Source organism: Nocardioides sp. Soil774 (assembly GCF_001428125.1).
Taxonomy (GTDB): domain Bacteria; phylum Actinomycetota; class Actinomycetes; order Propionibacteriales; family Nocardioidaceae; genus Nocardioides.
Genome location: NZ_LMSM01000006.1, coordinates 19342 through 44558 on the forward strand (window position 1 = coordinate 19342; position 25217 = coordinate 44558).

At 72.9% G+C, this 25217-nt stretch carries 28 protein-coding genes and 2 tRNA genes; 11 read left to right on the top strand and 19 right to left on the bottom strand.

Annotated features, from left to right (window positions below; translation table 11 throughout):
* Window positions 1–65 precede the first annotated feature (65 nt).
* Window positions 66–139: transfer RNA gene (locus ASG76_RS05625), tRNA-Ile, on the bottom strand.
* A gap of 114 nt (window positions 140–253) precedes the next feature.
* Between ASG76_RS05625 and ASG76_RS05630 the strand changes: the two genes are divergently transcribed.
* From ASG76_RS05630 to ASG76_RS05640, 3 genes are read left to right on the top strand one after another with little or no spacing between them, the layout of a single operon-like run.
* Window positions 254–1702 carry a DUF1800 domain-containing protein gene (locus ASG76_RS05630; protein WP_056601083.1) on the top strand — a complete coding sequence of 483 codons (1449 nt, stop codon included), beginning with the start codon at window positions 254–256 and terminating at the stop codon, window positions 1700–1702.
* Between the two features lies 1 nt (window position 1703).
* Window positions 1704–2993 (top strand): DUF1501 domain-containing protein, encoded by a 1290-nt coding sequence (locus tag ASG76_RS05635; protein WP_056601084.1) that lies wholly within the window; start codon window positions 1704–1706, stop codon window positions 2991–2993.
* Between the two features lie 28 nt (window positions 2994–3021).
* Window positions 3022–3771, top strand: coding sequence for a PIG-L deacetylase family protein (locus ASG76_RS05640; protein ID WP_056601097.1), 750 nt, complete (start codon window positions 3022–3024; stop codon window positions 3769–3771).
* A 16-nt stretch (window positions 3772–3787) separates the two neighbouring features.
* On the opposite strand, the gene ASG76_RS05645 is transcribed toward ASG76_RS05640, so the two are convergent.
* From ASG76_RS05645 to ASG76_RS05670, 6 genes are all read right to left on the bottom strand, one after another.
* Window positions 3788–4597, bottom strand: coding sequence for a hypothetical protein (locus ASG76_RS05645; protein WP_056601099.1), 810 nt, complete (start codon window positions 4595–4597; stop codon window positions 3788–3790).
* Window positions 4598–4708: 111 nt separating this feature from the next.
* The gene (locus ASG76_RS05650; RefSeq protein ID WP_200948080.1) at window positions 4709–5509 is read right to left on the bottom strand and encodes a putative hydro-lyase; all 801 of its coding nucleotides are present in this window, start codon (window positions 5507–5509) and stop codon (window positions 4709–4711) included.
* Entirely contained in the window at window positions 5502–6398 is an 897-nt protein-coding gene (locus ASG76_RS05655) for a biotin-dependent carboxyltransferase family protein (protein ID WP_056601100.1), read from the bottom strand. Before ASG76_RS05655 ends, ASG76_RS05650 begins: the two co-directional genes overlap by 8 nt.
* Window positions 6398–7006: a 5-oxoprolinase subunit B family protein gene (locus ASG76_RS05660; RefSeq protein WP_056601105.1), complete on the bottom strand. Its 609-nt coding sequence runs from the start codon at window positions 7004–7006 to the stop codon at window positions 6398–6400. Before ASG76_RS05660 ends, ASG76_RS05655 begins: the two co-directional genes overlap by 1 nt.
* On the bottom strand, window positions 7003–7776 hold the full coding sequence (locus ASG76_RS05665; RefSeq protein WP_056602247.1) for a LamB/YcsF family protein: 774 nt from the start codon (window positions 7774–7776) through the stop codon (window positions 7003–7005). The genes ASG76_RS05660 and ASG76_RS05665 overlap by 4 nt, the downstream gene beginning before the upstream one ends.
* 2 nt (window positions 7777–7778) lie before the next feature.
* Entirely contained in the window at window positions 7779–9026 is a 1248-nt protein-coding gene (locus ASG76_RS05670) for an NRAMP family divalent metal transporter (protein WP_056601110.1), read from the bottom strand.
* Between the two features lie 121 nt (window positions 9027–9147).
* Here ASG76_RS05670 and ASG76_RS05675 point away from each other — a divergent pair, with 121 nt between their 5' ends.
* The gene (locus ASG76_RS05675) at window positions 9148–9873 is read left to right on the top strand and encodes a GntR family transcriptional regulator (RefSeq protein WP_056601111.1); all 726 of its coding nucleotides are present in this window, start codon (window positions 9148–9150) and stop codon (window positions 9871–9873) included.
* A gap of 86 nt (window positions 9874–9959) precedes the next feature.
* On the opposite strand, the gene ASG76_RS05680 is transcribed toward ASG76_RS05675, so the two are convergent.
* The 3 genes from ASG76_RS05680 to dnaG form a co-directional block, all read right to left on the bottom strand.
* Window positions 9960–10035: transfer RNA gene (locus tag ASG76_RS05680), tRNA-Asn, on the bottom strand.
* A 51-nt stretch (window positions 10036–10086) separates the two neighbouring features.
* The gene (locus tag ASG76_RS05685) at window positions 10087–10629 is read right to left on the bottom strand and encodes a hypothetical protein (protein ID WP_157558976.1); all 543 of its coding nucleotides are present in this window, start codon (window positions 10627–10629) and stop codon (window positions 10087–10089) included.
* The gene (gene dnaG / locus ASG76_RS05690; RefSeq protein ID WP_056601113.1) at window positions 10626–12527 is read right to left on the bottom strand and encodes a DNA primase; all 1902 of its coding nucleotides are present in this window, start codon (window positions 12525–12527) and stop codon (window positions 10626–10628) included. Before dnaG ends, ASG76_RS05685 begins: the two co-directional genes overlap by 4 nt.
* A 129-nt stretch (window positions 12528–12656) precedes the next feature.
* On the opposite strand from dnaG, the gene ASG76_RS05695 reads away from it, so the two are divergent.
* The 3 genes from ASG76_RS05695 (at window position 12657) to ASG76_RS19040 (ending at window position 13747) form a co-directional block, all read left to right on the top strand.
* Window positions 12657–13064 (top strand): phage holin family protein, encoded by a 408-nt coding sequence (locus tag ASG76_RS05695; RefSeq protein WP_056601125.1) that lies wholly within the window; start codon window positions 12657–12659, stop codon window positions 13062–13064.
* Window positions 13057–13341 (top strand): DUF3618 domain-containing protein, encoded by a 285-nt coding sequence (locus ASG76_RS05700; RefSeq protein WP_056601127.1) that lies wholly within the window; start codon window positions 13057–13059, stop codon window positions 13339–13341. Before ASG76_RS05695 ends, ASG76_RS05700 begins: the two co-directional genes overlap by 8 nt.
* 61 nt (window positions 13342–13402) lie before the next feature.
* Entirely contained in the window at window positions 13403–13747 is a 345-nt protein-coding gene (locus ASG76_RS19040) for a YtxH domain-containing protein (RefSeq protein ID WP_157558977.1), read from the top strand.
* A 31-nt stretch (window positions 13748–13778) separates the two neighbouring features.
* On the opposite strand, the gene ASG76_RS05710 is transcribed toward ASG76_RS19040, so the two are convergent.
* The 6 genes from ASG76_RS05710 to ASG76_RS05735 all read right to left on the bottom strand — a co-directional run bounded on the left by ASG76_RS05710 (window position 13779) and on the right by ASG76_RS05735 (window position 19900).
* A complete protein-coding gene (locus ASG76_RS05710; RefSeq protein ID WP_056601129.1) occupies window positions 13779–15053 on the bottom strand; it encodes a deoxyguanosinetriphosphate triphosphohydrolase in 1275 nt (424 codons plus the stop codon).
* 53 nt (window positions 15054–15106) lie between these two features.
* On the bottom strand, window positions 15107–15934 hold the full coding sequence (locus ASG76_RS05715) for an SH3 domain-containing protein (RefSeq protein WP_056601131.1): 828 nt from the start codon (window positions 15932–15934) through the stop codon (window positions 15107–15109).
* Window positions 15935–16247: 313 nt separating this feature from the next.
* On the bottom strand, window positions 16248–17387 hold the full coding sequence (gene dusB, locus ASG76_RS05720) for a tRNA dihydrouridine synthase DusB (RefSeq protein WP_056601133.1): 1140 nt from the start codon (window positions 17385–17387) through the stop codon (window positions 16248–16250).
* Between the two features lie 37 nt (window positions 17388–17424).
* Window positions 17425–18054, bottom strand: a complete 630-nt coding sequence (locus tag ASG76_RS05725) for a hypothetical protein (protein WP_056601134.1) — start codon at window positions 18052–18054, stop codon at window positions 17425–17427.
* A 51-nt stretch (window positions 18055–18105) separates the two neighbouring features.
* On the bottom strand, window positions 18106–19506 hold the full coding sequence (locus tag ASG76_RS05730; protein WP_082587300.1) for a glycine--tRNA ligase: 1401 nt from the start codon (window positions 19504–19506) through the stop codon (window positions 18106–18108).
* Between the two features lie 64 nt (window positions 19507–19570).
* Entirely contained in the window at window positions 19571–19900 is a 330-nt protein-coding gene (locus ASG76_RS05735; protein ID WP_056601139.1) for an antibiotic biosynthesis monooxygenase family protein, read from the bottom strand.
* Between the two features lie 74 nt (window positions 19901–19974).
* On the opposite strand from ASG76_RS05735, the gene ASG76_RS05740 reads away from it, so the two are divergent.
* The 4 genes from ASG76_RS05740 to ASG76_RS05755 are packed head-to-tail and all read left to right on the top strand — an operon-like array spanning window position 19975 to window position 23177.
* The gene (locus ASG76_RS05740; protein ID WP_056601141.1) at window positions 19975–20925 is read left to right on the top strand and encodes a metal ABC transporter substrate-binding protein; all 951 of its coding nucleotides are present in this window, start codon (window positions 19975–19977) and stop codon (window positions 20923–20925) included.
* A complete protein-coding gene (locus tag ASG76_RS05745) occupies window positions 20919–21722 on the top strand; it encodes a metal ABC transporter ATP-binding protein (protein WP_056601143.1) in 804 nt (267 codons plus the stop codon). The genes ASG76_RS05740 and ASG76_RS05745 overlap by 7 nt, the downstream gene beginning before the upstream one ends.
* Window positions 21719–22783 carry a metal ABC transporter permease gene (locus ASG76_RS05750; protein WP_056601145.1) on the top strand — a complete coding sequence of 355 codons (1065 nt, stop codon included), beginning with the start codon at window positions 21719–21721 and terminating at the stop codon, window positions 22781–22783. The genes ASG76_RS05745 and ASG76_RS05750 overlap by 4 nt, the downstream gene beginning before the upstream one ends.
* Window positions 22770–23177, top strand: coding sequence for a Fur family transcriptional regulator (locus tag ASG76_RS05755; protein WP_056601147.1), 408 nt, complete (start codon window positions 22770–22772; stop codon window positions 23175–23177). The genes ASG76_RS05750 and ASG76_RS05755 overlap by 14 nt, the downstream gene beginning before the upstream one ends.
* Window positions 23178–23180: 3 nt before the next feature.
* Here ASG76_RS05755 and ASG76_RS05760 read toward each other — a convergent pair whose 3' ends face one another.
* The 3 genes from ASG76_RS05760 to recO all read right to left on the bottom strand — a co-directional run bounded on the left by ASG76_RS05760 (window position 23181) and on the right by recO (window position 25210).
* Window positions 23181–23957, bottom strand: a complete 777-nt coding sequence (locus tag ASG76_RS05760) for an isoprenyl transferase (protein ID WP_056601150.1) — start codon at window positions 23955–23957, stop codon at window positions 23181–23183.
* 118 nt (window positions 23958–24075) lie between these two features.
* Window positions 24076–24417 (bottom strand): hypothetical protein, encoded by a 342-nt coding sequence (locus ASG76_RS05765; RefSeq protein WP_056601152.1) that lies wholly within the window; start codon window positions 24415–24417, stop codon window positions 24076–24078.
* 64 nt (window positions 24418–24481) lie between these two features.
* Entirely contained in the window at window positions 24482–25210 is a 729-nt protein-coding gene (gene recO, locus ASG76_RS05770; protein WP_056601154.1) for a DNA repair protein RecO, read from the bottom strand.
* Window positions 25211–25217 lie beyond the last annotated feature (7 nt).

The following is a 25217-nucleotide window of genomic DNA, read 5'->3' on the forward strand; positions in this document are numbered from 1 at the left end:
GACCGCGAGCCAATCAACAGTGGGCCCAACCATTTGGAGTTTCCGCAGGTCAACAGCCTGTCGAGTGGGGCGGGTGGGGCTCGAACCCACGACCCAAGGATTATGAGTCCTCTGCTCTGACCGACTGAGCTACCGCCCCTCGGGGCGCACCCTAGGCGATGGTGGTCCCGACCTCGAACCAGATCCCGGTTTCGCGCGCGCCGCGCGCAGCCCGCGTGGGACAGTGGTGCCCCTCGGGACGGGAGGACCTCGGGTGGCACAGGATCGTGACGGGCTGCTGAGCCCGGCGCAGCGGCACCTCGTGACGCGCTTCGGCTATGGCATCGACGCCACGCTCGCCAAGGACGTACGCCGTGCCGGCGGTGCGTCGGCGTGGTTCGAGCGACAGCTCACCCGCCCCGGCTCCTTCCCCGACGCAGCCGCCGACGAGGTGCGGCGCTGGTGGCCCGACCTCGACCGTGGACCGGCCGAGCTCTGGCAGCGTCAGGTGCAGGAGATCCGCGGCGGCTGGGAGGTCATGGACGACTACGGCCGCTGGCTGCTGGTGCGCCGGATCCGCACGAGGCGTCCCGTGCTCGAGAAGATGACCGAGATCTGGGAGGGCATGCTCCACGTGCCCGTCAGCGGCGACGGGCACTTCACGTGGCGCGTCGACTACGGCGACACCGTCCGGCGCCACGCGCTGGGTCGCTTCGACCAGCTGCTCGCCGCGACCGCGACCCACCCGGCGATGCTCATCTTCCTGTCGGCGGCCACGTCCACGAAGCGTGCGCCCAACGAGAACCTCGGGCGCGAGCTGCTCGAGCTGCACACCCTCGGTGCGGGCAACTACTCCGAGGACGACGTCAAGGCCTCCTCCCGGATCCTCACCGGCTGGCACGTCGACCTGTGGAAGTCGTGGGCGGCGTCCTACGTCGAGGAGGACCACTGGACCGGCCGGGTGGAGGTCCGCGGATTCAGCCACGCCAACGGCAAGGCAGACGGGCGTGCGGTCACCAAGGAGTTCTTGCGCTACCTCGCCCACCACCCCGACACCGCGCACCACGTGTGCGAGCGGCTCGCGACCAAGCTCGTGCGCGACGACCCGCCCGCGTCGTTGGTCAGGCGGCTCGCGAAGGTCTACCTGAAGAACGACACCGCGATCGTGCCGGTGCTGCGCGCGCTCGTGGCAAGCAAGGAGTTCCGCGCCTCCTCGGGCGCCAAGCTGCGCGACCCCAGCGAGGACGTCGTGGCGACCTACCGCGCCCTCGGCGTGCGTGTCGGGCGGCCCGAGCAGGAGGAGTCCGGCGCCAACGCGATGCTCTGGCAGGCGTCCGGCCTGGGCCTCTCCCCGCACGCGTGGCCCCGCCCCGACGGCACGCCCGTGAGCGACGACGTCTGGGCCTCGCCCGCTCGCGCGCTCGCGTCGATGGGCATGCACTGGTCGATGGCCGGAGGCTGGTGGCCGGCGGCCGACCTGCGCTACCGCCGGCCCAGCGAGTGGGTGCCGGCGAGGAAGCCGATCCGGTTCGCCGACCTCGTCGACGAGGTCAGCCGCGACCTGCTCCACCGGCCGGCGAGCAGGAAGCTCCTCGCGACCGCGTGCCTGGCCACCGGGTGCCGCGCGAAGGAGAAGATCGACCGCGACCACGGCCTCTACCAGTGGGGCTTCCCGCGGCTGCTGGCCGCCGTCCTCGACTCCCCCGACCACCTGGCGTGCTGACATGACCTCCTCCGCGCAGACCCCCGCGAGCCGCGCCTGCGGCTGCCCCGACTACGACGCGGCGCGCACCCTGCTGAGCCGCCGCACCGTGCTGGGCACCGCCCTGGCCGGCGGCGCCATCGCCCTCGGCCCCGGGCTCAGCGGCTCAGGCCCCCGCGCGTACGCCGTCACCGGCCGGCCCGCCTCCCGCCTCGCCGCTCCCGGTGGGTCGGTGCTGGTGCTGCTGTCGCTTCGCGGGGCGGCCGACGGGCTGTCGCTGGTCGTGCCGCACGGCGACCCGGCCTACTACGCGGCGCGCCCGCGCATCGGCGTACCGCACACGGCGCTGCTCGCGCCCGACGCGATGTTCGGCCTCCACCCGGCCCTGGCAGCGCTGCTGCCCATGTGGCAGGCGGGCACGCTGGCCGCGGTGCACGCGACCGGGATGGCCACGCCCAACCGCTCGCACTTCGCGGCGATGGAGGCCATCGAGGACGCCGCGCCCGGCTCGAGCGAGCGCAACGGCTGGCTCAACCGCCTGCTCGGCGAGCTGCCGGGCGCGTCGCCGCTGCAGGGCACCGCGCTCGGCAACCAGGTGCCCACCTCGCTCTTCGGCGCCAACCCGGCCTTCGTCGTCGACCGCGTCGACCAGGCGAAGGTGGCCGGCACCGACGACGACGGTCGCCGTCTGCTCGCGCTGAGGCACGCGTGGAAGGGCAACGGCCGCATGGGCCAGGCCGTCCGCGACGCGATCGCGGGCGCGGAGACCTTCGGCGCCGCGCGCGACCTGCCGGCCGGCTCCCCCGCGACCGCCTACCCCGCCACCGACCTCGGCAAGGCGCTGTCGGACGTGTCGCGGATCGTGCGCTCCGGCGTCGGTGCCGAGGTGATCACCGTCGACCAGGGCGACTGGGACATGCACACCGACCTCGGCACCCTCGAGTGGGGCGAGATGAAGCGCAACGCCGGGGACCTCGCGGCCTCGGTCGCGGCGTTCTTCAGCGACCTCGGCCCCGCCGCTGAGCGCGTGACGCTGGTGACGCTCAGCGAGTTCGGCCGCCGGGTGAAGGAAAACGACGACTACGGCACCGACCACGGCTTCGGCAACGTCATGTTCGTCGCCGGGGCCGGGGTGCGCGGCGGTCGCTACCTCGGATCGTGGCCCGGCCTGGTCGACTCCCTCGACGCCGACCTGCTGGTGACGACCGACTACCGCAGCGTGCTCGCCGAGGTGGTCACCAGGCGCTTCGGCGTCTCGGTGGGGCAGGTGTTCCCCGGCTTCGCGCCGCAGCCCGTCGGCGTGATGGCCTGAGCGACCCGGCAGGTGCCATGCTCGGCCCATGACCGAGCGACCCGTGGCACCGTCGTACGAACCCCTCCCCGAGGACTGGGAGAGCGCGCTCTTCGTCGTCGCGCACCCCGACGACATCGAGTACGGCGCAGCCGCCGCGGTGGCGCGGTGGACCGGGCAGGGCAAGCGCGTCGTCTACTGCATGGTGACCAGCGGCGAGGCCGGCATCGACGGGGTGCACCCCGACGAGTGCGGACCGCTGCGCGAGGCCGAGGAGATCGCCTCCGCCGCGGCCGTCGGCGTCTCCGAGGTGGAGTTCCTGCGGCTGCCGGACGGCATCCTGGAGTACGGCGTGGAGCTGCGGCGCGTGATCGCCGAGGTCGTGCGTCGCCACCGCCCCGACGTCGCCATGACCATCAACTTCCGCGAGACCTTCGGGGGCACCAACCTCAACCAGGCCGACCACATCGCTGTCGGGAAGGCGCTGCTCGACGCGGTCCGCGACGCCGGCAACCGATGGGTCTTCTCCGAGCAGCTCACCGACGGGCTCGAGCCGTGGGGCGGCGTGCGGGCCGTGTGGGCCGGGAACTCGCCGGACGCCACCCACGCCGTCGACGTCACCGACACCTTCGACGCGGGCGTCGCGTCGCTGAAGGAGCACCGTGCCTACATCGAGGGCCTCGGCTGGGAGGGCTGGGACCCCGAGGAGTTCCTCGACGGCATCCTCCGCGCCGGTGGGCAGGGCCTGGGCGTGACCCACGCCGCGACGTTCGAGGTCTTCCCGCTCGGCTGGGGCTGAGGAGCGCCCACCCGCCTCAGCGGGCGAACCGGCCTCGCCGCGGTCGCTCCGCACGCTGGCCGCCTCCGAACCGGGCGCCGACCAGTGGTGGCGGCGCGACGACAGGCGCGTCGACGGCGGCGGCCGCCGGGACCTTGTCGACCTCCGGCGCAGCCGGCGGCGGGACGAGGGAGAGGTCGTGGCCCGCCAGCACGGCGCGCACCTCGTCGAGCACGGCGAGCAGGACGGCGTCGTCGGTCGCGCCGCACCGCACGACGAGGGCGTGGCGCCCCACCTGGGCGCCGACGACGGCGTCCTGCTCGAAGCCGAGTCGCACGAAGCCGGTCGCGTGCCGATCGCCGAGCGAGCCCAGCACCGCGAGCACGCGGTTGCCCGCCTCCGCGAGGTGGGGCGCGTCGTGCCGCTCCCCCTCCGCGGCGACGACGCGTGAGTCGATGAGCACCAGCACAGCCCAGCGCACGCCCTCGACCCCCAGCACGCGGGTGAGGCAGTGGCCCACCGCGGCGGAGGTGTCGACCGCCCCGACCACGGTGAAGGCCGGCACGAGGCGTGCCGGCAGTGCGGCATCGACTGCGCGGTAGGTGCCCTCGCCCGCGGGCGTCCAGGTCACGCCCACCGTGAGCCGGCGCCGACCGACGACCTCGATCGAGCGCAGGTCACCGACCCCGACCAGCTCGCCGACGCGTCGCGCCAGGCGTCCGGCGTAGGTCAGGGAGGCAACGAGCACTCCCCCGACCCCGTCGTCGCCCACGACCGTCGCGTCGGGGCGTACGACGAACTCGCGCAGGTCGACCTCGGCCGTGCCACTGCTGTGCTCAACGTCCATGGCGGCAGCCTGACGCGGCCCGTGGCGGGCCGGGCCGGGGTAACGCACAGTTCACGCGGCGAGGCACAGGCGTAACGCGACGGCAATGCACTGGTCCTCCTCCGCGGCGCCTCAGGGGACGATGTGCTCGCTCTCGCGGATGTCGGTGATCGCCATGTTGCCCGGGGCGTGCCCGATGGCCAGCGCCGGCCGCGACTGCATGACCGCGGCCTGCGGGGTCACCCCGCACGCCCAGAAGACCGGCACCTCGCCGGGCCGGACCTCGACCGGGTCGCCGAAGTCGGGCGCGTCGAGGTCGGTGATGCCGATCTCGCGCGGCGAGCCGATGTGCACAGGCGCCCCGTGGACCGCGGGGTAGCGCAAGGTCACACGGACGGCCGTGGCGACCTGCGCGGCGGGCATCGGGCGCATCGAGACGACCAGCGGGCCGGAGAGGGAGCCGGCGGGCCGGCACGCGACGTCGGTGCGGTACATCGGGACGTTGGTGCCCTGCTCGAGGTGGCGGATCGGCACGCCGGCGGCCAGGAGCGCGTCCTCGAAGGTGAAGCTGCAGCCGATGAGGAAGGCGACCATGTCGTCGCGCCACCGGTCGACGACGTCGTCGACCTCGGCGACGAGCTCGCCGTGCTCGTAGATCCGGTAGGCGGGGAGGTCGGTGCGCAGGTCGCCCCCGAACCGCAGGCTGCTCCACGCGCCGGGCTCGGTGACGTCGAGGACCGGGCACGGCGCAGGGTTGCGCTGGGCGAAGAGCAGGAAGTCGTAGGCCAGGTCACGCGGCACGGCCAGCAGGTTGGCCTGGGTCCACCCGGCACACCAGCCGGACGTCGGCACGCGCAGGCCCGCGCGGAACCGGGCGCGGGCCTCGTCGGGCGACAGGGTGTCGGGGCGGCTGGGGAGATCGGTCTCAGTCATCGCGTGCTCCTGGGGCGGGGTGGGCGGTCGGGACTCGGACGAAGGTGATGCGCTGGCCGGGCCGCACCTGGGCGGCGACCGGGAGGTCGGCCCCCACGACGACCGCGACGACCGGGTAGCCCCCGGTGACGGGATGGTCGGCGAGGAAGAGCGTCGGCTGGCCGGACGGCGGCACCTGCAGGGCGCCGCAGACCATGCCCTCGGGGGGCAGCTCGTCGTCGCGGCGACGGACGAGCTCGGGGCCCGCGAGCCTCATGCCGACGCGGTTGCTGTCGGCGGTGACGTCGTAGGGCTGGGACACCAGCGCCGCGAGGGCCTTGTCGGTGAACCAGTCGGCGCGGGGGCCGTCGACGATGCGGATGCGTACGTCGCCCGCTGCCGGGACGGCCACCGGGGCGAGGTCGACACCTGGCAGGGGGCCCGTGGAGGCCCGGACGAGCACCCGGTCGCCGGCAGCGAGCGGCGTCGGGCCCAGCGCAGCGAGGGTGTCGGTGGAGCGGGAGCCGAGCTGTTCGGGACCGCCGATCCCGCCGTGGACCGCGAGGTAGCTGCGGAGACCCGTGACAGGCGTGCCGAGCCGGAGGTGTGCACCGTCGGGCACCCGCACGGCCCCGAACGCCCAGTGGGCGCGGCCGTCGACCGTCATCGGGCACGGGGCACCCGTGAGCGCCACGGTCAGGTCGCCGTGGGCGACGACCTCCAACCCGCCGAAGGTGACCTCGAGCGCGGCGGCGCCCTCACGGTTGCCGACCAGCCGGTTGGCCAGTCGCAGCGCCGGCGCGTCGGCGGCACCGGAGTGCCCGACCCCCAGGGCGCCCAGGCCAGACCGGCCCAGGTCCTGCACCGTGGCCAGGGCGCCGGGGGCCACGACCTCGAGCCAGGACGTCATCACGCCTCCACGAACCTGACACGGGACCCCGGCACGAGCAGTGCCGGCGGGTCGCGTTGTAGGTCCCACGGCTCGAGGCTCGTGCGGCCGATCAGCTGCCAGCCGCCGGGTGACTCCCGCGGGTAGACGCCGGTGAACTCGCCGGCGAGGGCGACCGAGCGTGCCGGGACCCGGGTCCTGGGGACGTCGCGGCGCGGCACCGTGAGCCGCTCGTCCGCCCCGACCAAGTAGCCGAAGCCGGGCGCGAAGCCGCAGAAGGCGACCGTCCACTCCTGGGCGGTGTGGGCCTCCACCACGCCCCGCTCACCCAGCCCAGTGAGCCGCCCGACCTCGGCGAGGTCCTCGCCGTCGTAGGTGACCGGCACCTCGACCAGCCCGGAGTCGGGGCGGTGGGTCGACTGCGGCCGGACCGCCCGCACCGCGCGGGCGACCCCGGCCGGGTCGTTGCGGGTCGGGTCGATGCGCAGCATCAGGGTGCGAGCGGCGGGGACGAGGTCCACGACGCCCGCGGGCGGTTCCTCGACCAGCTCGGCATAGAGGGCGAGCACCTCGTCGAGGTCCTCCACCTCCACCAGCAGGCCGGACTCGCCGCACGGCAGGAACCTCACCCGGCGTCCTGGCCGACGAAGGACTCCACGCGCACCCCCGCAGCCTCCAGCCCGCGACGCACCGCGGTGGCCATCGCCACCGCGCCCGGGCTGTCGCCGTGCACGCACACCGAGCCGGCCCGCACCGCGACGACGGTGCCGTCGTGGGCCACCACCTCCTGGTGCGTGACCATGCGGACGCTGCGCTCGGCGACCTCGTCGGGGTCGTGGAGCACCGCGTCGGGCTCGCGCCGCGACACCAGCGTGCCCTCGGGCGTGTAGGCGCGGTCGGCGAAGGCCTCGGCGACCGGCACGAGCCCGGCCTCCTCGGCCACCGCGAGCCACACCGAGCCGGGCAGGCCGAGCACGGGCAGCGTCGGGTCGTAGCGGCGTACGGCCTCGGCGACGGCCTCGGCCTGCGCCTCGTGGTGCACGATCGCGTTGTAGAGCGCGCCGTGCGGCTTGACGTAGCGCACCCGGGTGCCGGCGACGCGGGCGAAGGCCTCGAGCGCGCCGAGCTGGTAGAGCACGTCGTTGGTCAGGTCGTGGGGGTCCATGTCGACGAAGCGCCGGCCGAAGCCCGCGAGGTCGCGGTAGCCGACCTGCGCGCCGATCAGCACGCCACGCTCCACGGCCCGCTCGCACGTGCGGCGCAGCACCGTCGGGTCACCGGCGTGGAAGCCGCACGCGATGTTGGCGCTCGTGATCACCTCGAGCAGCGCGTCGTCGTCGCCGAGGGTCCAGCTGCCGAACGACTCACCGAGGTCGGCGTTGAGGTCGATGCTCGTCACGGTCACAGCAGGTCCGCGATCCCGCCGAGGGAGTTCCAGCCGAGGTAGACCGTCAGCACCCACACGAGCGCACCGATGGCGAGCAGCGGCCGGGGGTAGCGGTAGCCGCGCATGAGGTCGGTGCGGCGGGCAGCGACCCACAGGATGATCGCGAAGCCGACCGGGAGGATCAGGCCGTTGAGGGCTCCCGCGAGGACCAGCAGGGTGACCGGCGCCTGGCCGAGGGCGAGGTAGACCGCCGTCGAGAAGAGGATGAAGCCGACGGTCACCAGGTTGCGACGCGCCTCCAGGCGGCGCGAGAAGCCGGCGAGGAACGACACCGAGGTGTAGGACGCCCCGATGACCGAGGTGATGCTGGCGGCCCACAGGATGATGCCGAAGACGCGCACGCCGACCTCGCCGAGCGCGGCCTCGAAGGCCGAGGCGGGCGGGTTCTCCACGGCCAGCGTCACGCCGCCGGCGACGACGCCGAGCACCGCGAGGAACAGCAGCGCGCGCATCACGCCCGTCACCAGGATGCCGGTCACCGAGCCGCGGGTGATGTCGCGGACGTGCTCGGGGCCGGTGATGCCCGAGTCGACGAGGCGGTGCGCGCCGGCGTAGGTGATGTAGCCGCCGACCGTGCCGCCGATGAGGGTGGTGATGATGAGGAAGTCGACGTCGTCGGGCAGCACGCTCTGCTTCAGCGCTTCGCCGACCGGGGGCCCGGACACGATCGCGGCGTAGAGCACCATCGCGATCATCACGACGCCGAGCACCACCACGATGCGGTCCATCGCGATCCCGGCCCGCTTGCTCAGGAAGATGGCGATGGCGATGAGGGCGGAGATCGCGCCGCCGATCTTGACGTCGAGGCCGAACATCGCGTTGGTGCCGAGCGCGGTGCCGCCGATGTTGCCGATGTTGAACACCAGGCCGCCGAGGACGACCAGCGTCGCGAGGAAGTAGCCGGCTCCGGAGAGCACCGAGTTGGCCAGCTCCTGGGCCCGCAGGCCACTCACGCCGACCACGCGCCACACGTTCATCTGCACCGCGACGTCGACGAGGATCGACACCACGATCGCGAAGGCGAACGCCGCCCCGAGCTGGGCGGTGAACACGGTGGTCTGGGTGATGAAGCCGGGACCGATGGCGCTGGTCGCCATCAGGAACATCGCGCCGAGCAGGGCGCCCCGGCTGGCTGCGGTCCGGCTCGCGGCGGTCGGCTGCCCCACCGTCCGGTCCTCGTGCTGGCGTGTCTCGTCGCTCATGTGGGTGTCCGTCCGTGTCGGTCCCGGGCCTCGGCGTCGGCGTCAGGAGTGGTCCCCGTCACACCAGGGTGAAGGATTGTTGAACAATCCGTCAATACCCCCGGTCCGATAGCCTCGGAGCGTGACCACCACCGACTGGCTCGAGGACCTGCGCCGCGAGCGCTCCGACCTCGGCCGCGCGAGCACCGCCGGGCGCGTCGCCGACGTGCTCCGCACCCGCATCACCGAGGGCCACCTCCGTCCGGGCACCCGGCTCTCGGAGGAGGACATCGGTGCCGCGCTCGGCGTCTCCCGCAACACCCTGCGCGAGGCGTTCCGGTTGCTCGGCCACGAGCGTCTCCTGGTCCACGAGTTCAACCGGGGCGTGTTCGTCCGCCGGCTCACCGTCGACGACGTACGCGACCTCTACCAGGTGCGCCGGATCCTGGAGTGCGGCGCCGTGCGCCGTGTGGCCGAGCGCATGGACGCCGACCCCTCGATCGCCGGGCGCTGGCCCGACCTGCTCGCGCCCGTGCGCGCGGCGGTCGAGGAGGGCGAGTCCGCCGCGTCCCGCGGCGAGTGGGTGGACGTCGGCACGGCCAACATGCACTTCCACCAGGCCGTCGCCGACCTCGCTCAGAGCCCGCGCGTCACCGAGGCGATGGACCACCTCCTCGCCGAGCTGCGGCTGGTCTTCCACGTGATGGACGCACCGCAGGCGTTCCACGAGGCCTACCTGCCGGGCAACCGGGCCATCCTCGAGCAGCTCGCGGCCGGCGACCTCGCAGGCGCTGAGTCGGGGCTCGCCGCCTACCTCGACACGGCCGAGGCGCAGCTCGTGGAGGCGTACGCCGCCGGGGCCGCCTGAGCGCTCGCCATCGCCTCTCTGCGGCGACCGCGGAGGACGAAGAAAGGCCCCGACGCGCGCGGTGCGCGTCGGGGCCTTCTTCTCTCTGGCTCCCCCGGTTGGACTCGAACCAACAACCCTCCGGTTAACAGCCGAATGCTCTGCCAGTTGAGCTACAGGGGATCGCTTGTGCAGCGAGGCGCAACATTAGCAAGGCCGATCACGGGTGTGAAATCAGGGCAGGCCCACGTCGCGCCGGGCGAGGTCGAGGGCCTCACGAGCGGCCGCCCGGACGGTCGGGTCCTCGGGCTCGACGCCCGCGTCGTACTCGTAGACCCACTGCACCCCGCCCGCTCCCGACGGCGCCCGGCGCGCGATCACCCGCAGCCCGCGACCGCGCGCGATGCGCACGTGGCGCTGCAGCACCACGCTCGCGGTGACCCGCTCGTGGACCAGCTCGAGGAGCCGGCCGGGCTCGTCGAGCTGGGCCGTGTGGACCGGTCTCTGCTCGCCCCAGGTGCCCACCTCGGAGAGGCGGAAGGTGTCGGTGTCGCGGTCCCAGCCCGCGGCCTCGACCTGCTCCCACGGCACCCGACGGGTCACCGTGCCGGAGACGACGTAGAACGCGTCGCGCGTGCCGGCCATGACGGTGCCGTCGGCGGCCGTCGCCGCGGCGAGGACCTTCTCCCCCGGTGCGACCTCGACCGGCGGCGTCGGCACACGCCCCCAGCGCCGGCCCCTCGCGCGACTCGGGTCGCGGCTCGGGTCGGGGCTCACGTGGCGGCTCCCGGCTGGCCCACAGCGCCCTCGCGGAGCCGGCGCCGGTGCTGCTCGAGGGTCACCAGCTCGCCGAACATCCGGTTGTAGTCGAGCGCCTGCTCCACGGGGTTGGTGCGCTGGAGCCTGGCCTTGACGTCGGCGATGCGCCGCGACGTGGTGAGCTCCTGGAGGCGGTAGACATAAGCCACCGCGAAGGTCGGGTTGGGGTCGGCGGTGCCGCGCACGGGCTCGACGCCGAGCTCGGTGATCGCGGCAACCACCGCCGGGTCGGTGGCGGCACCCCGGACCTTGTTGGACCACCCCGGGTCGTCGGCGCCGGCCGCCGGACCACCTGCCGCGCTCACCGCTTCCCAGACGCCGGCGAAGGTGGGATGGGTGAAGTCCGTGGTGGTGACGTGCGCGGTCGTGCGGCCGACCCCGGCCGGGTGCTGGATGACCAGCTTGAGCAGCTCACGCTCGATGAGGAAGCGTGGGTCGGACAGGCTCGGCAGCGCCGGGCGCTGCGGCTGCGGCTGCTCGGGGGCGTCGGGGGCGCGCGACGGGCGGCGCTCGTCGGTGCGCACGGGCCGGCTCGCGGCGCGGCGCACCTCGGCGCGCACCTCGTCGACGTCCATGCCGACCATGTGGGCGAGCTCGCGCGAGAACGCGTCGACCTTGGTCTTGTCGCGGATGCTCGCCACCAGCCCGGCGGCGTCGCGCAGCGCGTCAACGCGCCCGTCGGCACGGTCGAGGTCGTGGCGGGCCAGGATGTTGTCGAGCGCGAAGCGGTAAAGCGGAAGGCGCTTGGCGACCAGCTCGCGCACCGCCTCGTCGCCCTCCTTGAGCCGCAGGTCGCACGGGTCCATGCCCTCGGGCGCCACCGCGACGTAGGTCTGCGAGGCGAAGACCTGGTCGCTCTCCAGGACCTTCATGGCCGCCTTCTGCCCGGCGGAGTCGCCGTCGAAGGTGAAGATGACCTCGCCGCTGGTGGTGTCGTGGTCGCCCATGAAGCGCCGCAGCACCCGCGCGTGGTCGGTGCCGAACGCGGTGCCGCACGACGCCACCGCGGTGCGTACGCCGGCGAGGTGGCAGGCCATGACGTCGGTGTAGCCCTCGACCACGACGGCCTGCTGGGAGTCCTTCATCGCGGTGCGGGCCAGGTCGATGCCGTAGAGCACCTGGCTCTTCTTGTAGATCGCGGTCTCGGAGGTGTTGAGGTACTTCGCCTCGATGCGGTCGTCGTCGAAGATCCGGCGCGCACCGAAGCCGATCGTGTCTCCGTTGGCCTCCCGGATCGGCCACACCAGGCGGCCGCGGAAGCGGTCGTAGTGGGAGCGCCCGTGCGCGACGAGGCCGGCGGCGACCGACTCCTCGTCGGTGAAGCGCCGACCGCGCAGGTGGCGGGTCAGTGCCTCCCCGTCGCGCGGCGCGAAGCCGACGCCGAACATCTGTGCCGCGGCCTGGTCGAAGCCACGCTGGTCGAGGAACTGGCGCGCCACCACGGCGTCGGCGCTCGCCAGCTGCTCGGCGTAGAACTCCTGGGCGACCTTGTGCGCCTCGACGAGGCGACCGCGCGCCGGGCCTCGGGGCCGGACGGGCTCGTCGTCGCCGTCCTCGCGGCGCAGCTGCACGCCGACCTTCTCCGCGAGCCGCTCGACGGTCTCGGTGAAGGTCAGGCCGTCGACCTTCATCAGGAAGGCGATCACGTCGCCGCCCTCGCCGCAGCCGAAGCAGTGGAAGAACTGCCGTGCGGGATTGACGTTGAACGACGGAGTCTTCTCGTCGTGGAAGGGACACAGGCCCTTGAGCGAGCCGCCACCGGCGCGCTTGAGCGTGACGTACTCGCTGATGACGTCGTCGATCCGCGCCTTCTCGCGCACCTCGGCGATGTCGTCGTCGCGAATCCGGCCTGCCACGCCGGGGAGTCTACGGGCGTACGCCGACGCGCGACGGCCAGTCTCCCCAGACCCGCGACCCGACCGGTCGCCACCCCTTCGGGCGGGAGGGGGGTTGGTCGTCGGCGCGAGGGCTGGGAGGGTCGAAGCATGACCTCACAGCACGGAGCACAGGAGAGCCAGACCCTGGGCGCCCTGGTCCACCAGCTGTCGCAGCAGATCCCCGAGCTCGTGCGCTCCGAGATCCGGCTGGCGCAGGCCGAGGTGGCGGAGAAGGGCAAGCGGGCCGGGGTGGGCATCGGCATGTTCAGCGTCGCCGGGCTGCTCGGCTTCTTCGGCCTCGCCGCCCTGGTGACCACCGCCATCCTCGCCCTCGCCACGGTCTGGGACGCGTGGCTCGCGGCCCTCGTGGTGGCCGTGGCGCTGCTGGTCGTGGCCGGAGCGGTCGCGCTCGTCGGGAAGAACAAGGTCGCCGAGGCGACACCGGCCGCCCCCGAGAAGGCGATCCGCGGCATCAAGGACGACATCGCGACGGTGAAGGGAGACCACCATGGCTGACCCCCACGAGCAGGGCGCGCACGAGGGCACGCAGGAGCAGAAGACGCCCGAGCAGCTCGAGGCAGAGATCGCCCAGCAGCGCGAGCAGCTCGCCGACACCGTCGACCAGCTGGCCGCCAAGCTCGACGTGAAGTCCCGGGCGCAGGAGAAGGTCGGCGCCCTCAAGGACTCCGCGACCACGGACACCGGCCGTCCCCGCCCCGAGGTCCTCGGCGCGGCCGGCTCGCTCGTCGCGATGGCCGTGGTCCTCCTGCTGTGGCGCCGTCGCCGCAGCTGAACCACCACACCGCACCACCACACGAACCACCACCACTGGATCCTCGGGAAGGGAGACCCACATGAAGAAGCTCATGCTGCTCGTCGCCGGAGGTGTCGGCTACGTGCTCGGCACCCGCGCCGGACGCGAGCGCTACGAACAGATCAAGCGCACCGCCACCCGGGTGAAGGACGACCCGCGCGTCCAGGAGAAGGCGGCGCAGGCCGCCGACCTGGCCAAGGACAAGGCGCCGATCGTCAAGGACAAGGTGGCCTCGGCGGCCAGCACCGCGGCGGGCGCTGCCTCCACGGCGGCCGGGAAGGTCACGCCCTCGGGCGGCGACCACCGCTCCGACCTCGAGGACCAGCTCCACCCCGACAGCACCGCCCGGCAGGACAACCCCTACCCGCAGGGCGACCTGCCCTAGGCACCGGTCCGCCGGCGCCGGCCGACGCCCGTCAACGCGCGGTCAGCGCGGCATGGCGGGCGACGGCACTGGCGTCGGTGAGCGAGGCGACCTGGTCGATGACGACGCGGCGGCGAGCCGCGTCGTCATCGGCGTCCTCCCAGTCCCCCGCGAACACCGGGTCGAGGGCGTCGGCGCCGCGGTGCCACACGGCCTCGACGAGCTCGGCCACCAGCTCACGCTGTCGCTGCATGAGCGAGACCCGGTCGCCGGCCTGCATCACGTAGAGCGCCGCGATGCCCTTGAGCACCCCGATCTCGACCTCGGTCCGCTCGGGCACGACGAGGTCGGCGCGGTGCCGCACAGGCGGCTCCCCACCCGAGGCGGCGAAGGTGGCCTGCTGGACGCTGCCGCAGAAGCGGCCGATCAGGTCGCTGCTCAGGTTCTTGATGGCAGCGAGGCTGCGCCTGCTGCCGTCGTACGACGTCCGCGGCCAGCTCCCGACCGCGCGCAGGTCGCCGAGTGCCCGGTCGAGCGCGGAGTCGTCGGCGCCGGGCAGGTACCACGAGCGCACCGTCTCCCAGAGGGCGTCGCGATCGAGGCGGGTGAGGTCGAGCCGGCCGGCCACGATGCCGTCCTCGACGTCGTGCACCGAGTAGGCGACGTCGTCGGCGAGGTCCATGACCTGAGCCTCCAGGCAGCGCCTGCGCCCCTTGACGCCGGCGCGCAGCCAGTCGAAAACGGGCCGGTCGTCGTCGTAGACACCGAACTTCACCACGACGCGCGGGGTGCCGTCGGCGTGCACGCCGTGCGGACCAGTGGAGGCGCTGCGCGGCCAGGGGTACTTGGTGCAGGCGTCCAGCGTGGCTCGGGTGAGGTTGAGCCCGACCGAGCGGCCGCCCGCGTCGAAGGTCTTCGACTCCAGCCGGGTCAGCAGGCGCAACGTCTGGGCGTTGCCCTCGAAGCCGCCGCAGCCGGTGCTGAGCTCGGCCAGCACCCGCTCCCCGTTGTGGCCGAAGGGCGGGTGGCCCAGGTCGTGGGCCAGCGCCGCGGTCTCCGCGATGTCGGGGTGGGTGCCGATCGCCCGGGCCAGGTCGCGGGCGACCTGCGCGACCTCGAGGCTGTGGGTCAGCCGGTTGCGGACGAAGTCGTCGGTCTGCGGACCGACGACCTGGGTCTTGGCCGCGAGCCGGCGCGACGCCGCCGCATGGACGACGCGCGCCCGGTCGCGCTCGAACGCCAGCCGCACGGGCGCGTCCACGCGCTTGGGCGGCTCGGCGACCACGCGCTCGCGGTCGGCGTCGTCGTACAGGTCCTCGATGCTCATCGGCCGGTCAGCCTAGCGAGCCCCGAGGACACTGGACGGACGGCGGGTCCGGCTCAGTAGACCGTGACGTGGACGTGGTCGTAGTGGTTGGCGGTGACCGACCCGCGGTCGGGCATGCCGCGCCAACCCTCGCCGGAGCGCTCGACCGACCAGATCTGCTGGGAGTAGATGATGTACTCGATGCCCAGCGAGGAGTAGTTGGCGCGCAGGAAGTTGGCGACGTCCCAGCCGGTGGCGCCGCTGGTCATGATGTCGATCGCGCGGCCCTCGCCGTGCTCACCGTCGCCGCGCCACGTGCCGTAGGCGGTGATCTCCGGCCAGTTGGCGCACACCACGTCGTGGATGTCGTAGAGCGCGGCGTGGCCGGCGTCGATCACCGATCCGTTGGTGCACGCACCACCGAGGCTGGGACCGGCAGGCTCCGCGGGCTCGGGCTTCGGCTTGTCCTTGGCGAGGTAGTCGGCGGTGACCCAGCGCGACTGGCCGTCGAGGACGATCTGCACACGACCCATCTGGCGACGGCCGGTGAGCTTGACCTGGGTGAGCGCGTCGAGCACGCCCAGCTTGTCGGCCTTCTCGCTCGGGCCGTCCCAGAGGTTGAGGGCCGCGGTGGTCCAGAGGCCGGAGTCGACCTTCTTGGCGAGGCGGCGCGCCTGCTGGTCGACGCTCATGTCCCGGCGCACGGCCGCCTCGGCGCGGGCAGCGCTGCGGATCTGGCGGCGGACCTGGGAGCGCGAGGCGAGGTCAGCCCGGCGGCCCACCGCGGAGGTGGCGTTCGCGACCGACTGCGAGGTGCTGGACGACGCGGCCAGGAGGTCGGAGTCGGAGCTCGCAGGCTCCGCGCCGAGGACTCCCATCGTGACCGCGGACAGCGTCGCCACGACGGCGATCGGTGCGGAGACGAGGACGGAGCGGGGGACTCGGGACTGACGGGGGGTGGTGGTGCTAGCAGGGGTTTCCCGCTTGTGGCGATGCTGAGCCACAGCGCTGATCCTTTGCGGTTGCTGACAGGGACTGCGCCGAACCACGAGTCGGGGGAAACCGGGGGAAGACTCGTGCCCACGCCGGCGCGATCATCGAGTAGAGCACAGGATTTCGCGCCTGTCCCAATCTCTGACGGTAAAAACCGGGGTGTTCCGGCTCACGGGACGCCGATCTCGTCGCGCAGGGCAAGACCTCCCTGACGCCGGCCGATCAGCCGCCGGTGGCCTCGTCGGCGTCCTCGCGCAGGTGGGCACCACGGCCGTCGGTGTCGTCGAGCCAGCCGTCGGGCAGCACGACCTTCTTGCGCGGAGAGCCCTGCCGCCCGCGTGGCGTGCCGAGCTCGCGCTCGGGGAAGGGCGCGGTGTCGTCGAGCCCGTCGAGCAGCACGTCGAGGGTGGCGAGGGAGTCGACGAGGGCCAGCTGGTGGCGCAGGTCGCCGCCGGCAGGGAAGCCCTTGAGGTACCACGTGATGTGCTTGCGGAACTCCTTGCAGCCGCGCTCCTCGCCCATGTGCTCCGAGAGCAGCTCGGCGTGGCGGCGCATCATCGCCTTCACCTCGCCGAGGGTCGGCAGGGTCGCCACGTCCTGCCCGTGGAAGGCTGCGGCCAGGTCGCGGAACAGCCACGGACGGCCCAGGCAGCCGCGCCCGACGACCACGCCCGCGGCGCCGGTCTGCTCGACCATGCGCAGCGCGTCGGCGGCCTCCCAGATGTCGCCGTTGCCCAGCACCGGGATGTCGACGTGCTCGACGAGCGCGCCGATCGCGTCCCAGTCGGCCTCGCCGGAGTAGGCCTGCTGCACCGTGCGGCCGTGCAGCGCGATCGCCGCGACGCCGGTCTCCTGCGCGATGCGGCCCGCGTCGAGGTAGGTGAGGTGGTCGTCGTCGAGGCCCTTGCGCGTCTTCATCGTCACCGGGACGTCGTACGGCGCTGCCGCGGCGACGGCGTGGTCCAGGATCTCGCCCAGGAGCCCGCGCTTCCAGGGCAGCGCTCCCCCTCCGCCCTTGCGGGTCACCTTGGGGACCGGGCAGCCGAAGTTGAGGTCGACGTGGGCCACGCCGTGGTCGGCGCACAGGATCTCCACGGCCTTGCCGATGTAGACCGGGTCGGTGCCGTAGAGCTGCACCGAGCGGACCGTCTCGAGCTCGTCGAAGGTGAGCATCTTGCGGGTCACCTCGTCGCCCTCGACGAGACCGCGGCTGGTGATCATCTCGCTGACGTAGAGCCCGGCGCCCTGCTCGGCGCACAGCCGCCGGTAGGCGGCGTTGGTGATGCCGGCCATCGGCGCCAGCACGACCGGCGTCCCGACGCGCAGCGACCCCAGCGTCAGGGAGTCGGGCATGGCACTCATGCGCCCATTGTCGAGCGGGGCCCGCCCGCGGCCCAAATCAGCCGCGACGGCCCTTCTTCCCGGCCTCGTCCCTGGCCGGGCGCTTCTCCGGGGCCGCCACCTCGCCGGTCCACGAGATCGGGTCGTAGCCCTCGGTGGGCTCGAAGACCAGGTCGCGGATCCGGCCCCGGTCGGGCACGAGGTAGACCAGGCACATCTCGTCGGTGGCGCCGGCGGCGAACGGCGTCGGCAGCGGGCCGCTCTGGCAGGCGGTGAAGTCGCCGCCGAGGGTCCACGGCGCGCCGAGCCGGCCGGTCTCGTCGCGCAGGTAGAGCGGCACCGGCTGCCCGGCGAGGTCCCCCTCGCCGGTGTTGGTGAGCGTCACCGTCACGAAGTAAGGGCGCGACGCCGCCATCGCGTCGTCGCGCAGCCAGCCGTCGAACACCGACTGCCGCTGCTCGGCGACCGCGTCGACGCTCAGCTCGAGCTGTCCGGCCAGGTCGGCCGTCGGCTGCCACACGAGGGTGGCGGGGTCGCCGAAGGACAGCTCGGTGCCGGGCGGGGTCGACGCCTCGACAACCGGGGTCGCCGGAGAGGGTTCCGGGGTCGGCCCCGTGTCGTCGTCGGCCCCCGAGCACGCCGTCAGGACGAGCGCGAGGGCCGAGGTGAGGACTGCCGTGCGGAGCATGGCGACATGGTGGCACGTCGCCGGACGGCGACGGGCCACCCGCGCGGGGGCTCAGCAGCCGACGAGCTTCTCCGCGAACCAGCGCGTGATGCCGTCGAGGCTGACCCGCTCCTGGCTCATCGTGTCGCGTTCGCGGATGGTGACCGCGTCGTCGTCGAGGGTCTCGAAGTCGACCGTCACGCAGTAGGGCGTGCCGATCTCGTCCTGGCGGCGGTAGCGGCGCCCGATCGCGCCGGAGTCGTCGAAGTCGACGTTCCAGTTCTGGCGCAGCTCGGCGGCGAGGGCCTTGGCCTTGGGCGAGAGGTCGGCGTTGCGGCTCAGCGGCAGCACCGCGACCTTGACCGGCGCCAGGCGCGGGTCGAGCTTGAGCACGACGCGCTTGTCGACGCCGCCCTTGGTGTTGGGTGCCTCGTCCTCGGTGTAGGCGTCGATGAGGAACGCCATCAGCGAGCGGGTCAGGCCGGCGGCCGGCTCGATGACGTAGGGGATGTAGCGCTCGTCGGCGGCCTGGTCGTAGTAGGCCAGGTCCTTGCCGGAGAACTCGCTGTGCTGCTTGAGGTCGAAGTCGGTGCGGTTGGCGATGCCCTCGAGCTCCTCGAAGTCACGGCCCGAGAACCCGAAGCGGTACTCGATGTCGGTCGTGCCCTTGGAGTAGTGCGACAGCTTCTCCTGCGGGTGCTCGTAGTGGCGCAGGTTGTCGGGGTTGATGCCGAGGTCGACGTACCAGCGGGTGCGCTCCTCGATCCAGTAGCGGAACCACTCGTCGTCCTCGCCGGGCTTGACGAAGAACTCCATCTCCATCTGCTCGAACTCGCGCGTGCGGAAGATGAAGTTGCCGGGCGTGATCTCGTTGCGGAAGCTCTTGCCCATCTGGGCGATGCCGAACGGCGGCTTCTGGCGGCTGCTCGTGACCACGTTGGCGAAGTTGAGGAAGATGCCCTGCGCGGTCTCCGGGCGCAGGTAGTGCAGGCCCGACTCGTCCTCGATGACGCCGAGGTAGGTCTTGAGCATCATGTTGAAGTTGCGCGGCTCGGTCCACGCGGCACGGGTGCCGCAGTTGGGGCAGGCCACCGAGGCGTTGATGTCGACCGAGTCGGGGTCGTCGATCCCCTTCTTGGAGGCGTAGTCCTCCTGGAGGTGGTCCTCACGGAAGCGCTTGTGGCACGACTGGCACTCGGTCAGCGGGTCGCTGAAGGTGCTCAGATGGCCCGAGGCCTCCCACGTGCGGGTCGGCAGGATGACGCTGGAGTCGAGGCCGACGACGTCGTCGCGCCGGGTCACCATGAACTTCCACCACTGGCGCTTGATGTTCTCCTTCAGCTCCACGCCGAGCGGGCCGTAGTCCCAGGCGGACTTCGTGCCGCCGTAGATCTCACCGCAGGGGTAGACGAAACCCCGGCGCTTGGCGAGGGAGACGACGTTGTCCAGGGCGGTCGGAGCAGGCTTGGCCACGGTGCATTCCTTAGGGATCGGGCCGGCTGGCTGCCGGCTCGGCGGTGCTGTCGGATGGGAGCGGTCAGCCTAACGACCGCGGGCGCACCTCGTTGAGGTCGGTCCCCTCCTCGACCAGCTCGTAGGCGCTGGGCTCGTCGAGCGCATGCACCATCAGCGGCTGCACGTGCATCTTCGCCTCGTACGACCCGAGCGCGCGGCGGTAGGAACCGACGTTCTCCCAGCGCGTGGCCAGCACCCACAAGGTGGGGTCGTCGACGTTGCGGCCGACCTCGCCCCCGACATAGCCGGGCTTGGTCGCCAGGATGCCGAGTGCGCGCAGCAGCCCCTGTCGCATCTCACCCTCGGCTGCGAGGTCGGGGGCGGGCGTCCGGAGGCGGGTCACGACGAGCACGTCCCACAGGCTAGCCGGGTGGTCCGGCGGGATCGGTTTGACAACGGTTCTCAACTACCGTGAGAATCGTTCTCATGTCCGTCAGTCCTCGCGTCCTCCCGCTCGCCGTCGTCGGCGCGCTGCTGCTCGCGGCGTGCGGCGGACCTGGATCCGGCACCGGCTCGGGTGCCGGGTCGGACCACAAGGCCGTCGCGGCGTTCTTCCCCCTCGCCTGGGTCACCGAGCAGGTGGCGGGCGCGGACTGGACCGTCTCCAACCTCACCCGGCCGGGCGGCGAGCCCCACGACCTCGAGATGGGCATCGCCCAGACCGTCGACCTGGAGGAGGGCGCCGTCGTGGTCTTCGAGCGCGGTTTCCAGCCGGCCGTCGACGACGCCGTCGACACCGTCGCGGAGGGCGTGCTCGTCGACGCCGCCGACGCGGTGGCGCTGCGCTCGATGGACGAGCAGCACAGCCACGACGAGGACGGTGTCGACGAGCACTCCTCCGACGACGGGCACGACCACGGCGACACCGACCCGCACTTCTGGCAGGACCCGTTGCTGATGGCCGACCTCGGCGACACGGTGGCCGACGCGCTCGCCGAGGCCGACCCCGACGGGGCGACGGCGTACCGGGCCCGTGCGGACGACCTGCGCACCCGCCTGGAGGATCTCGACGCGGAGTACACGACCGGCCTCGCCGACTGCGAGCGCGACACCGTCGTGGTCAGCCACGAGGCGTTCGGCTACCTCGAGCGCTACGGCCTGCACTTCGAGGCGATCGCCGGGCTCTCCCCCGACGCCGAGCCCACGCCCGCGGTGCTCGCCGACCTCGAGCAGCTGATCGCCGACGAGGGCATCACCACCGTCTTCTCCGAGCGGCTGGCCTCCCCCGCGATGGCCGAGACCCTGGCGTCGGACACCGGGGTCGAGACGGCCGTGCTCGACCCCCTCGAGGGACCGGGCGAGGGCGACGCCGCGGGCGACTACGTTGCTCTCATGCAGCACAACCTCGCCGCTCTCCAGCGAGCCAACGGATGCTGAACACCACCGGCTCCCCCGTCGTCGAGGCGCGCGACGTCACCGTCGCCATCGGCGGACGTCCCGTCCTGCGCGGCAACGACCTCGTCGTGCGCGAGGGCGAGTTCGTGGCCCTGATGGGAGCCAACGGCTCGGGCAAGAGCACCCTCGTGCGCGCCCTGACCGGGCTCCGGCCGTTGACGCAGGGGACGGTCCTCCTCTTCGGCACCCCGCTGCACGACTTCCGCGCGCGGCACCGCCTGGGCTACGTCCCGCAGCGCGGCACCGCGACGGGCGGCGTCCCGGCCAGCGTGCGCGAGGTCGTCGCCTCCGGTCGGCTGACCCGGCGGGGCCTGCTGCGCCCCACGAGCCGCGCCGACCGCGCCGCAGTGGCCGACGCGCTCGACGTCGTCGGGCTTGCGGACAGGGCCGGCGACGGCGTCTCCACCCTCTCCGGAGGCCAGCAGCAGCGGGTCCTCATCGCACGTGCGCTCGCCGGCGAGCCCGAGCTGTTCTTCCTCGACGAACCGACCGCCGGCGTCGACCTGCCCAACCAGCAGGCCCTCGCGGACGCCCTCCACACCCTGTCCGGCCGCGGCGCGACCGTCGTCCTCGTCGCCCACGAGCTCGGCCCGCTGGCGCCGCTGGTCGATCGGGCGGTCGTGATGCGCGACGGGCGGATCGCCTACGACGGCACCCCGCTGTCGCACGAGGACGTCCACGGCCACCACCACCCCGTCGACGCCCACCACGACCACGTGCCGCACGTCGGCTCGCCGTTCGACAGGCTGTCCCACGACCACCGGGAGGGACACCGATGAGCCCCACGGAGCTGCTCGACCTCCTGCGCCACGACTTCATGCAGCGCGCCCTCCTCGCCGCGCTGCTCACCGGCCTCGCGGCACCGGGGATCGGCACCTTCCTCGTGCAGCGCCGCCTGGCCCTGCTCGGGGACGGCATCGGGCACGTCGCCGTCACCGGCGTCGCGCTCGGCCTCCTCACCGGCACCTCGCCGACCTGGACGGCCGTCGTGGTGGCGATCCTCGGAGCGGTGCTCATCGAGGTCATCCGCGAACAGGGGCACACCAACGGCGACGTCGCCCTGGCCCTGCTCTTCTACGGCGGCCTGGCGGGCGGCGTGCTGATCACCGGCCTGGCCGGTGAGGGCGCGGCCAGCCTGCAGGTCTACCTGTTCGGGTCGGTGACGAGCATCAGCGCCACCGAGGTCTGGTACACCGCCGGCCTGGCCGTCGTGGTCCTGACGCTCACCCTCGGTCTGCTCCCCCAGCTCTTCGCCGTGGCCTCCGACCCCGAGTTTGCCCGGGTCGCCGGGCTCCGGGTCCGCTCCTACAACCTGCTGGTCGCGGTGCTTGCCGCGGTCAGCGTCACCGTCGCCATGCGCACGGTCGGGCTGCTGCTGGTGTCAGCCCTGATGGTGGTGCCGGTCGCCACGTCGCAGCAGCTGGCGCGGTCGTTCCGCTCGACCCTCGTCGCCGCGATGGTCCTCGGCGGCGTCGCCGCGGTCGGCGGCCTGGTCGTCAGCGCCTGGCTCTCGGCACGGGCGACGGTGGCCCCTGGTCCGTCCATCGTGCTCCTGGCGCTGGCGATGTTCGCGGCCACCTGGCCCTTGGGGGTCTGGCTGCGCCGGCGCCGGCGCCTGGCTGAGCCCTTCCCGATCGTGGGAGACGAGTCGTCAGGAGACCCCGGCGTCCCCGACACGCACCGGATGGCCGGACACGACGACCGGGCGCACGACCACGAGCACGACCACGAGCACGGGGAGGCCTGCGGGCACCCGGCGGTCCCCCACGGCGACCACGTCGACTACGTCCACGACGGCCACCGCCACGCCCCGCACGGAGAGCACTATGACGAGCACTGAGCACGGCGCGCGGCCCGCGGTCCGGCCCACCCGGCAGCGGCTCGCGGTCGCAGCGGCCCTCGCCGGCTTCGACGACTTCCGCAGCGCGCAGGAGATCCACGACCTGATCTCGCGCCAGGGCGACTCTGTGGGCCTGGCCACCGTCTACCGCACGCTCGCGGCGCTCGCCGACGCGGGCGAGGTCGACATGCTGCGCAACGAGGACGGCGAGGCCATCTGGCGCAGCTGCTCCGACACGCACCACCACCACCTCGTGTGCCGCACCTGCGGCGCGACGGTCGAGGTCGAGGGCCCGGCCGTCGAGCGGTGGACCAACGCGATCGCCTCGGAGCACGGCTTCGCCGAGATCAGCCACACGCTGGAGATCTTCGGCACCTGCCCGGCCTGCCGCTAGGGCTCAGGCGTTGGGCAGCGCCCCGCCGTAGCGACGGTCGCGGGCGGCGTACGTCTCGATCGCGGCCCACAGGTGACGGCGGTCGACGTCGGGCCACAGCACGTCGGTGAAGACCATCTCGCTGTAGGCCGCCTGCCACAGCATGAAGTTGGACAGCCGCTGCTCCCCCGACGTGCGCCACACGAGGTCGGCGTCGGGCAGCTCGGGGACGTAGAGGTGGCGCGCGAAGGTCTTCTCGTCGACCTTGTCGGGGTTGAGCCGGCCGGCCGCGACCTCGCGCGCGATGGAGCGCGCAGCGTCGGCGAGCTCGGCGCGACCGCCGTAGTTGACGCACATCGTGAGGGTCAGGACGTCGTTGTCCTTCGTCAGCTCCTCGGCGACCTGGAGCTCCTTGATGACCGAGCGCCACAGCCGGGGCGCGCGACCGGCCCAGCGCACCCGTACGCCGAGCTCGTGCATCTCGTCGCGACGGCGGCGGATCACGTCACGGTTGAAGCCCATGAGGAAGCGCACCTCGTCGGGCGAGCGCGACCAGTTCTCGGTGGAGAAGGCATAGGCAGAGACGGCCTTGACGCCGATCTCGATCGCCCCCTCGACGACGTCGAAGAGCGACGACTCGCCCTGCTCGTGGCCCTTGGTGCGCGGCAGCCCGCGGTCCTTGGCCCAGCGGCCGTTGCCGTCCATCACGATCGCGACGTGCCCGGGCACGAGCTCCTTCGGCACCTGCGGCGGCGTCGCACCGCTGGGGTGCGGGGTGGGCGGCCTCACCTGTCGCTTCACGGCCGCCAGCGTAGTCGCGGACGGCGTGCGCCCAGCGAGCACTGGCCCTTGAGTCGCCCAGCGACTCAACGTGCAGGCCGGGCGTGTCGTACGGCCGTGGCTCGCGCCGGTGCCGGTGTCACTCGAAGACGAACGCCTCGAGGAGCGCGACGACCAGGACGACGGCCGGGAAGGCCGCCAGCGGCAGCCACAGGTGCCGCCACGGCTCGTGGCGGACCATTGCCACGACCGCGGTGAACAGTGCCGTGAACGTGCCGGCGAGCCCGGCGAACAACGCCACGACGACCGTCACGCCGACCCAGTTGTCGGAGACGGCGTCCTGGCCCCCGACCAGCCAGGCACCTGCGAAGAGGACTGCGCCGGTGAGCAGGACGACGAGCGAGAGGGCCGCCAGCTGCCGGGAGAACGTGGCGGCTGCCCGGCCGTCGTGGGACGTGGCCCCGTGGTGTGCATACCTCATGACTCCACGCTCCCGCTGTCGGAGCTGCGTCGCCAGAGCCGAAGGACCTGCGGGCGCGAGCGGGTCAGCGCTCGACGTACGCCATCGAGCGCAGCCCGCGCTCGAGGTGCCAGGCGAGGTAGGCCGAGACCAGCGTGCTCGCCTCGCGCAGGTGCCGCGGGTCGGCCGCGTGCACGACCGGCCAGTCGCCCACCAGCAGCGCGCCCAGCACGCGCACGGTCTCCGTCGCCGGGGTCGCCGAGCCGGGGAGGCGGTCGGAGGTGCAGAGCACGCCGCCGGCGGAGGGGTTGAAGAACCGGTGGGGCCCCTCCACCCCGCACTGCACGCAGTGGTCGAAGGACGGCGCGTAGCCGGCGACCGACAGCGAGCGCAGGAGGTAGGAGTCGAGGACCTGCTTGGCGGGGTGCTCGCCGCCGGCCATGGCGCGCAGGCCGCCGACCAGCAGCAGGAACTGCTGGACAGCCGGCTCCTTCTCCTCGGTCACCAGGCGCTCGGCGGTCTCCAGCATCACGGTGCCCGCGGTGTAGCGGTCGTAGTCGAGCCCGAGGCGGGCGTTGAACGGGTCCAGGGTCTCGGCCTGCGTGACCACGTCGAGGCTGCGGCCCTCGGCGAGCTGGAGGTCGACGTGGGTGAAGGGCTCGAGCCGCGAGCCCCAGCGCGACGTCGTACGGCGCACGCCCTTGGCCACCGCGCGCACCCGCCCGTGCTGACGCGTCAGCAGGGTGATGATGCGGTCGGCCTCACCCAGCTTGTGGGTGCGCAGCACGACCGCCTCGTCGCGGTAGAGGGGCACGCCCCCA

What these genes read in the sequence shown, in the direction of transcription:
- ASG76_RS05755 (WP_056601147.1), top strand. Translation starts at nt 22,770, where the DNA reads ATGACGAGCACTGAGCACGGCGCGCGGCCCGCGGTCCGGCCCACCCGG.
- ASG76_RS05650 (WP_200948080.1), bottom strand. Translation starts at nt 5,509, where the DNA reads ATGACTGAGACCGATCTCCCCAGCCGCCCCGACACCCTGTCGCCCGAC.
- ASG76_RS05725 (WP_056601134.1), bottom strand. Translation starts at nt 18,054, where the DNA reads ATGCTCCGCACGGCAGTCCTCACCTCGGCCCTCGCGCTCGTCCTGACG.
- ASG76_RS05695 (WP_056601125.1), top strand. Translation starts at nt 12,657, where the DNA reads ATGACCTCACAGCACGGAGCACAGGAGAGCCAGACCCTGGGCGCCCTG.
- ASG76_RS05670 (WP_056601110.1), bottom strand. Translation starts at nt 9,026, where the DNA reads ATGAGCGACGAGACACGCCAGCACGAGGACCGGACGGTGGGGCAGCCG.
- ASG76_RS05700 (WP_056601127.1), top strand. Translation starts at nt 13,057, where the DNA reads ATGGCTGACCCCCACGAGCAGGGCGCGCACGAGGGCACGCAGGAGCAG.
- dusB (WP_056601133.1), bottom strand. Translation starts at nt 17,387, where the DNA reads ATGAGTGCCATGCCCGACTCCCTGACGCTGGGGTCGCTGCGCGTCGGG.
- ASG76_RS05645 (WP_056601099.1), bottom strand. Translation starts at nt 4,597, where the DNA reads ATGGACGTTGAGCACAGCAGTGGCACGGCCGAGGTCGACCTGCGCGAG.
- ASG76_RS05655 (WP_056601100.1), bottom strand. Translation starts at nt 6,398, where the DNA reads ATGACGTCCTGGCTCGAGGTCGTGGCCCCCGGCGCCCTGGCCACGGTG.
- ASG76_RS05740 (WP_056601141.1), top strand. Translation starts at nt 19,975, where the DNA reads ATGTCCGTCAGTCCTCGCGTCCTCCCGCTCGCCGTCGTCGGCGCGCTG.
- ASG76_RS05640 (WP_056601097.1), top strand. Translation starts at nt 3,022, where the DNA reads ATGACCGAGCGACCCGTGGCACCGTCGTACGAACCCCTCCCCGAGGAC.
- ASG76_RS05635 (WP_056601084.1), top strand. Translation starts at nt 1,704, where the DNA reads ATGACCTCCTCCGCGCAGACCCCCGCGAGCCGCGCCTGCGGCTGCCCC.
- ASG76_RS19040 (WP_157558977.1), top strand. Translation starts at nt 13,403, where the DNA reads ATGAAGAAGCTCATGCTGCTCGTCGCCGGAGGTGTCGGCTACGTGCTC.
- ASG76_RS05765 (WP_056601152.1), bottom strand. Translation starts at nt 24,417, where the DNA reads ATGAGGTATGCACACCACGGGGCCACGTCCCACGACGGCCGGGCAGCC.
- ASG76_RS05750 (WP_056601145.1), top strand. Translation starts at nt 21,719, where the DNA reads ATGAGCCCCACGGAGCTGCTCGACCTCCTGCGCCACGACTTCATGCAG.
- ASG76_RS05745 (WP_056601143.1), top strand. Translation starts at nt 20,919, where the DNA reads ATGCTGAACACCACCGGCTCCCCCGTCGTCGAGGCGCGCGACGTCACC.
- ASG76_RS05710 (WP_056601129.1), bottom strand. Translation starts at nt 15,053, where the DNA reads ATGAGCATCGAGGACCTGTACGACGACGCCGACCGCGAGCGCGTGGTC.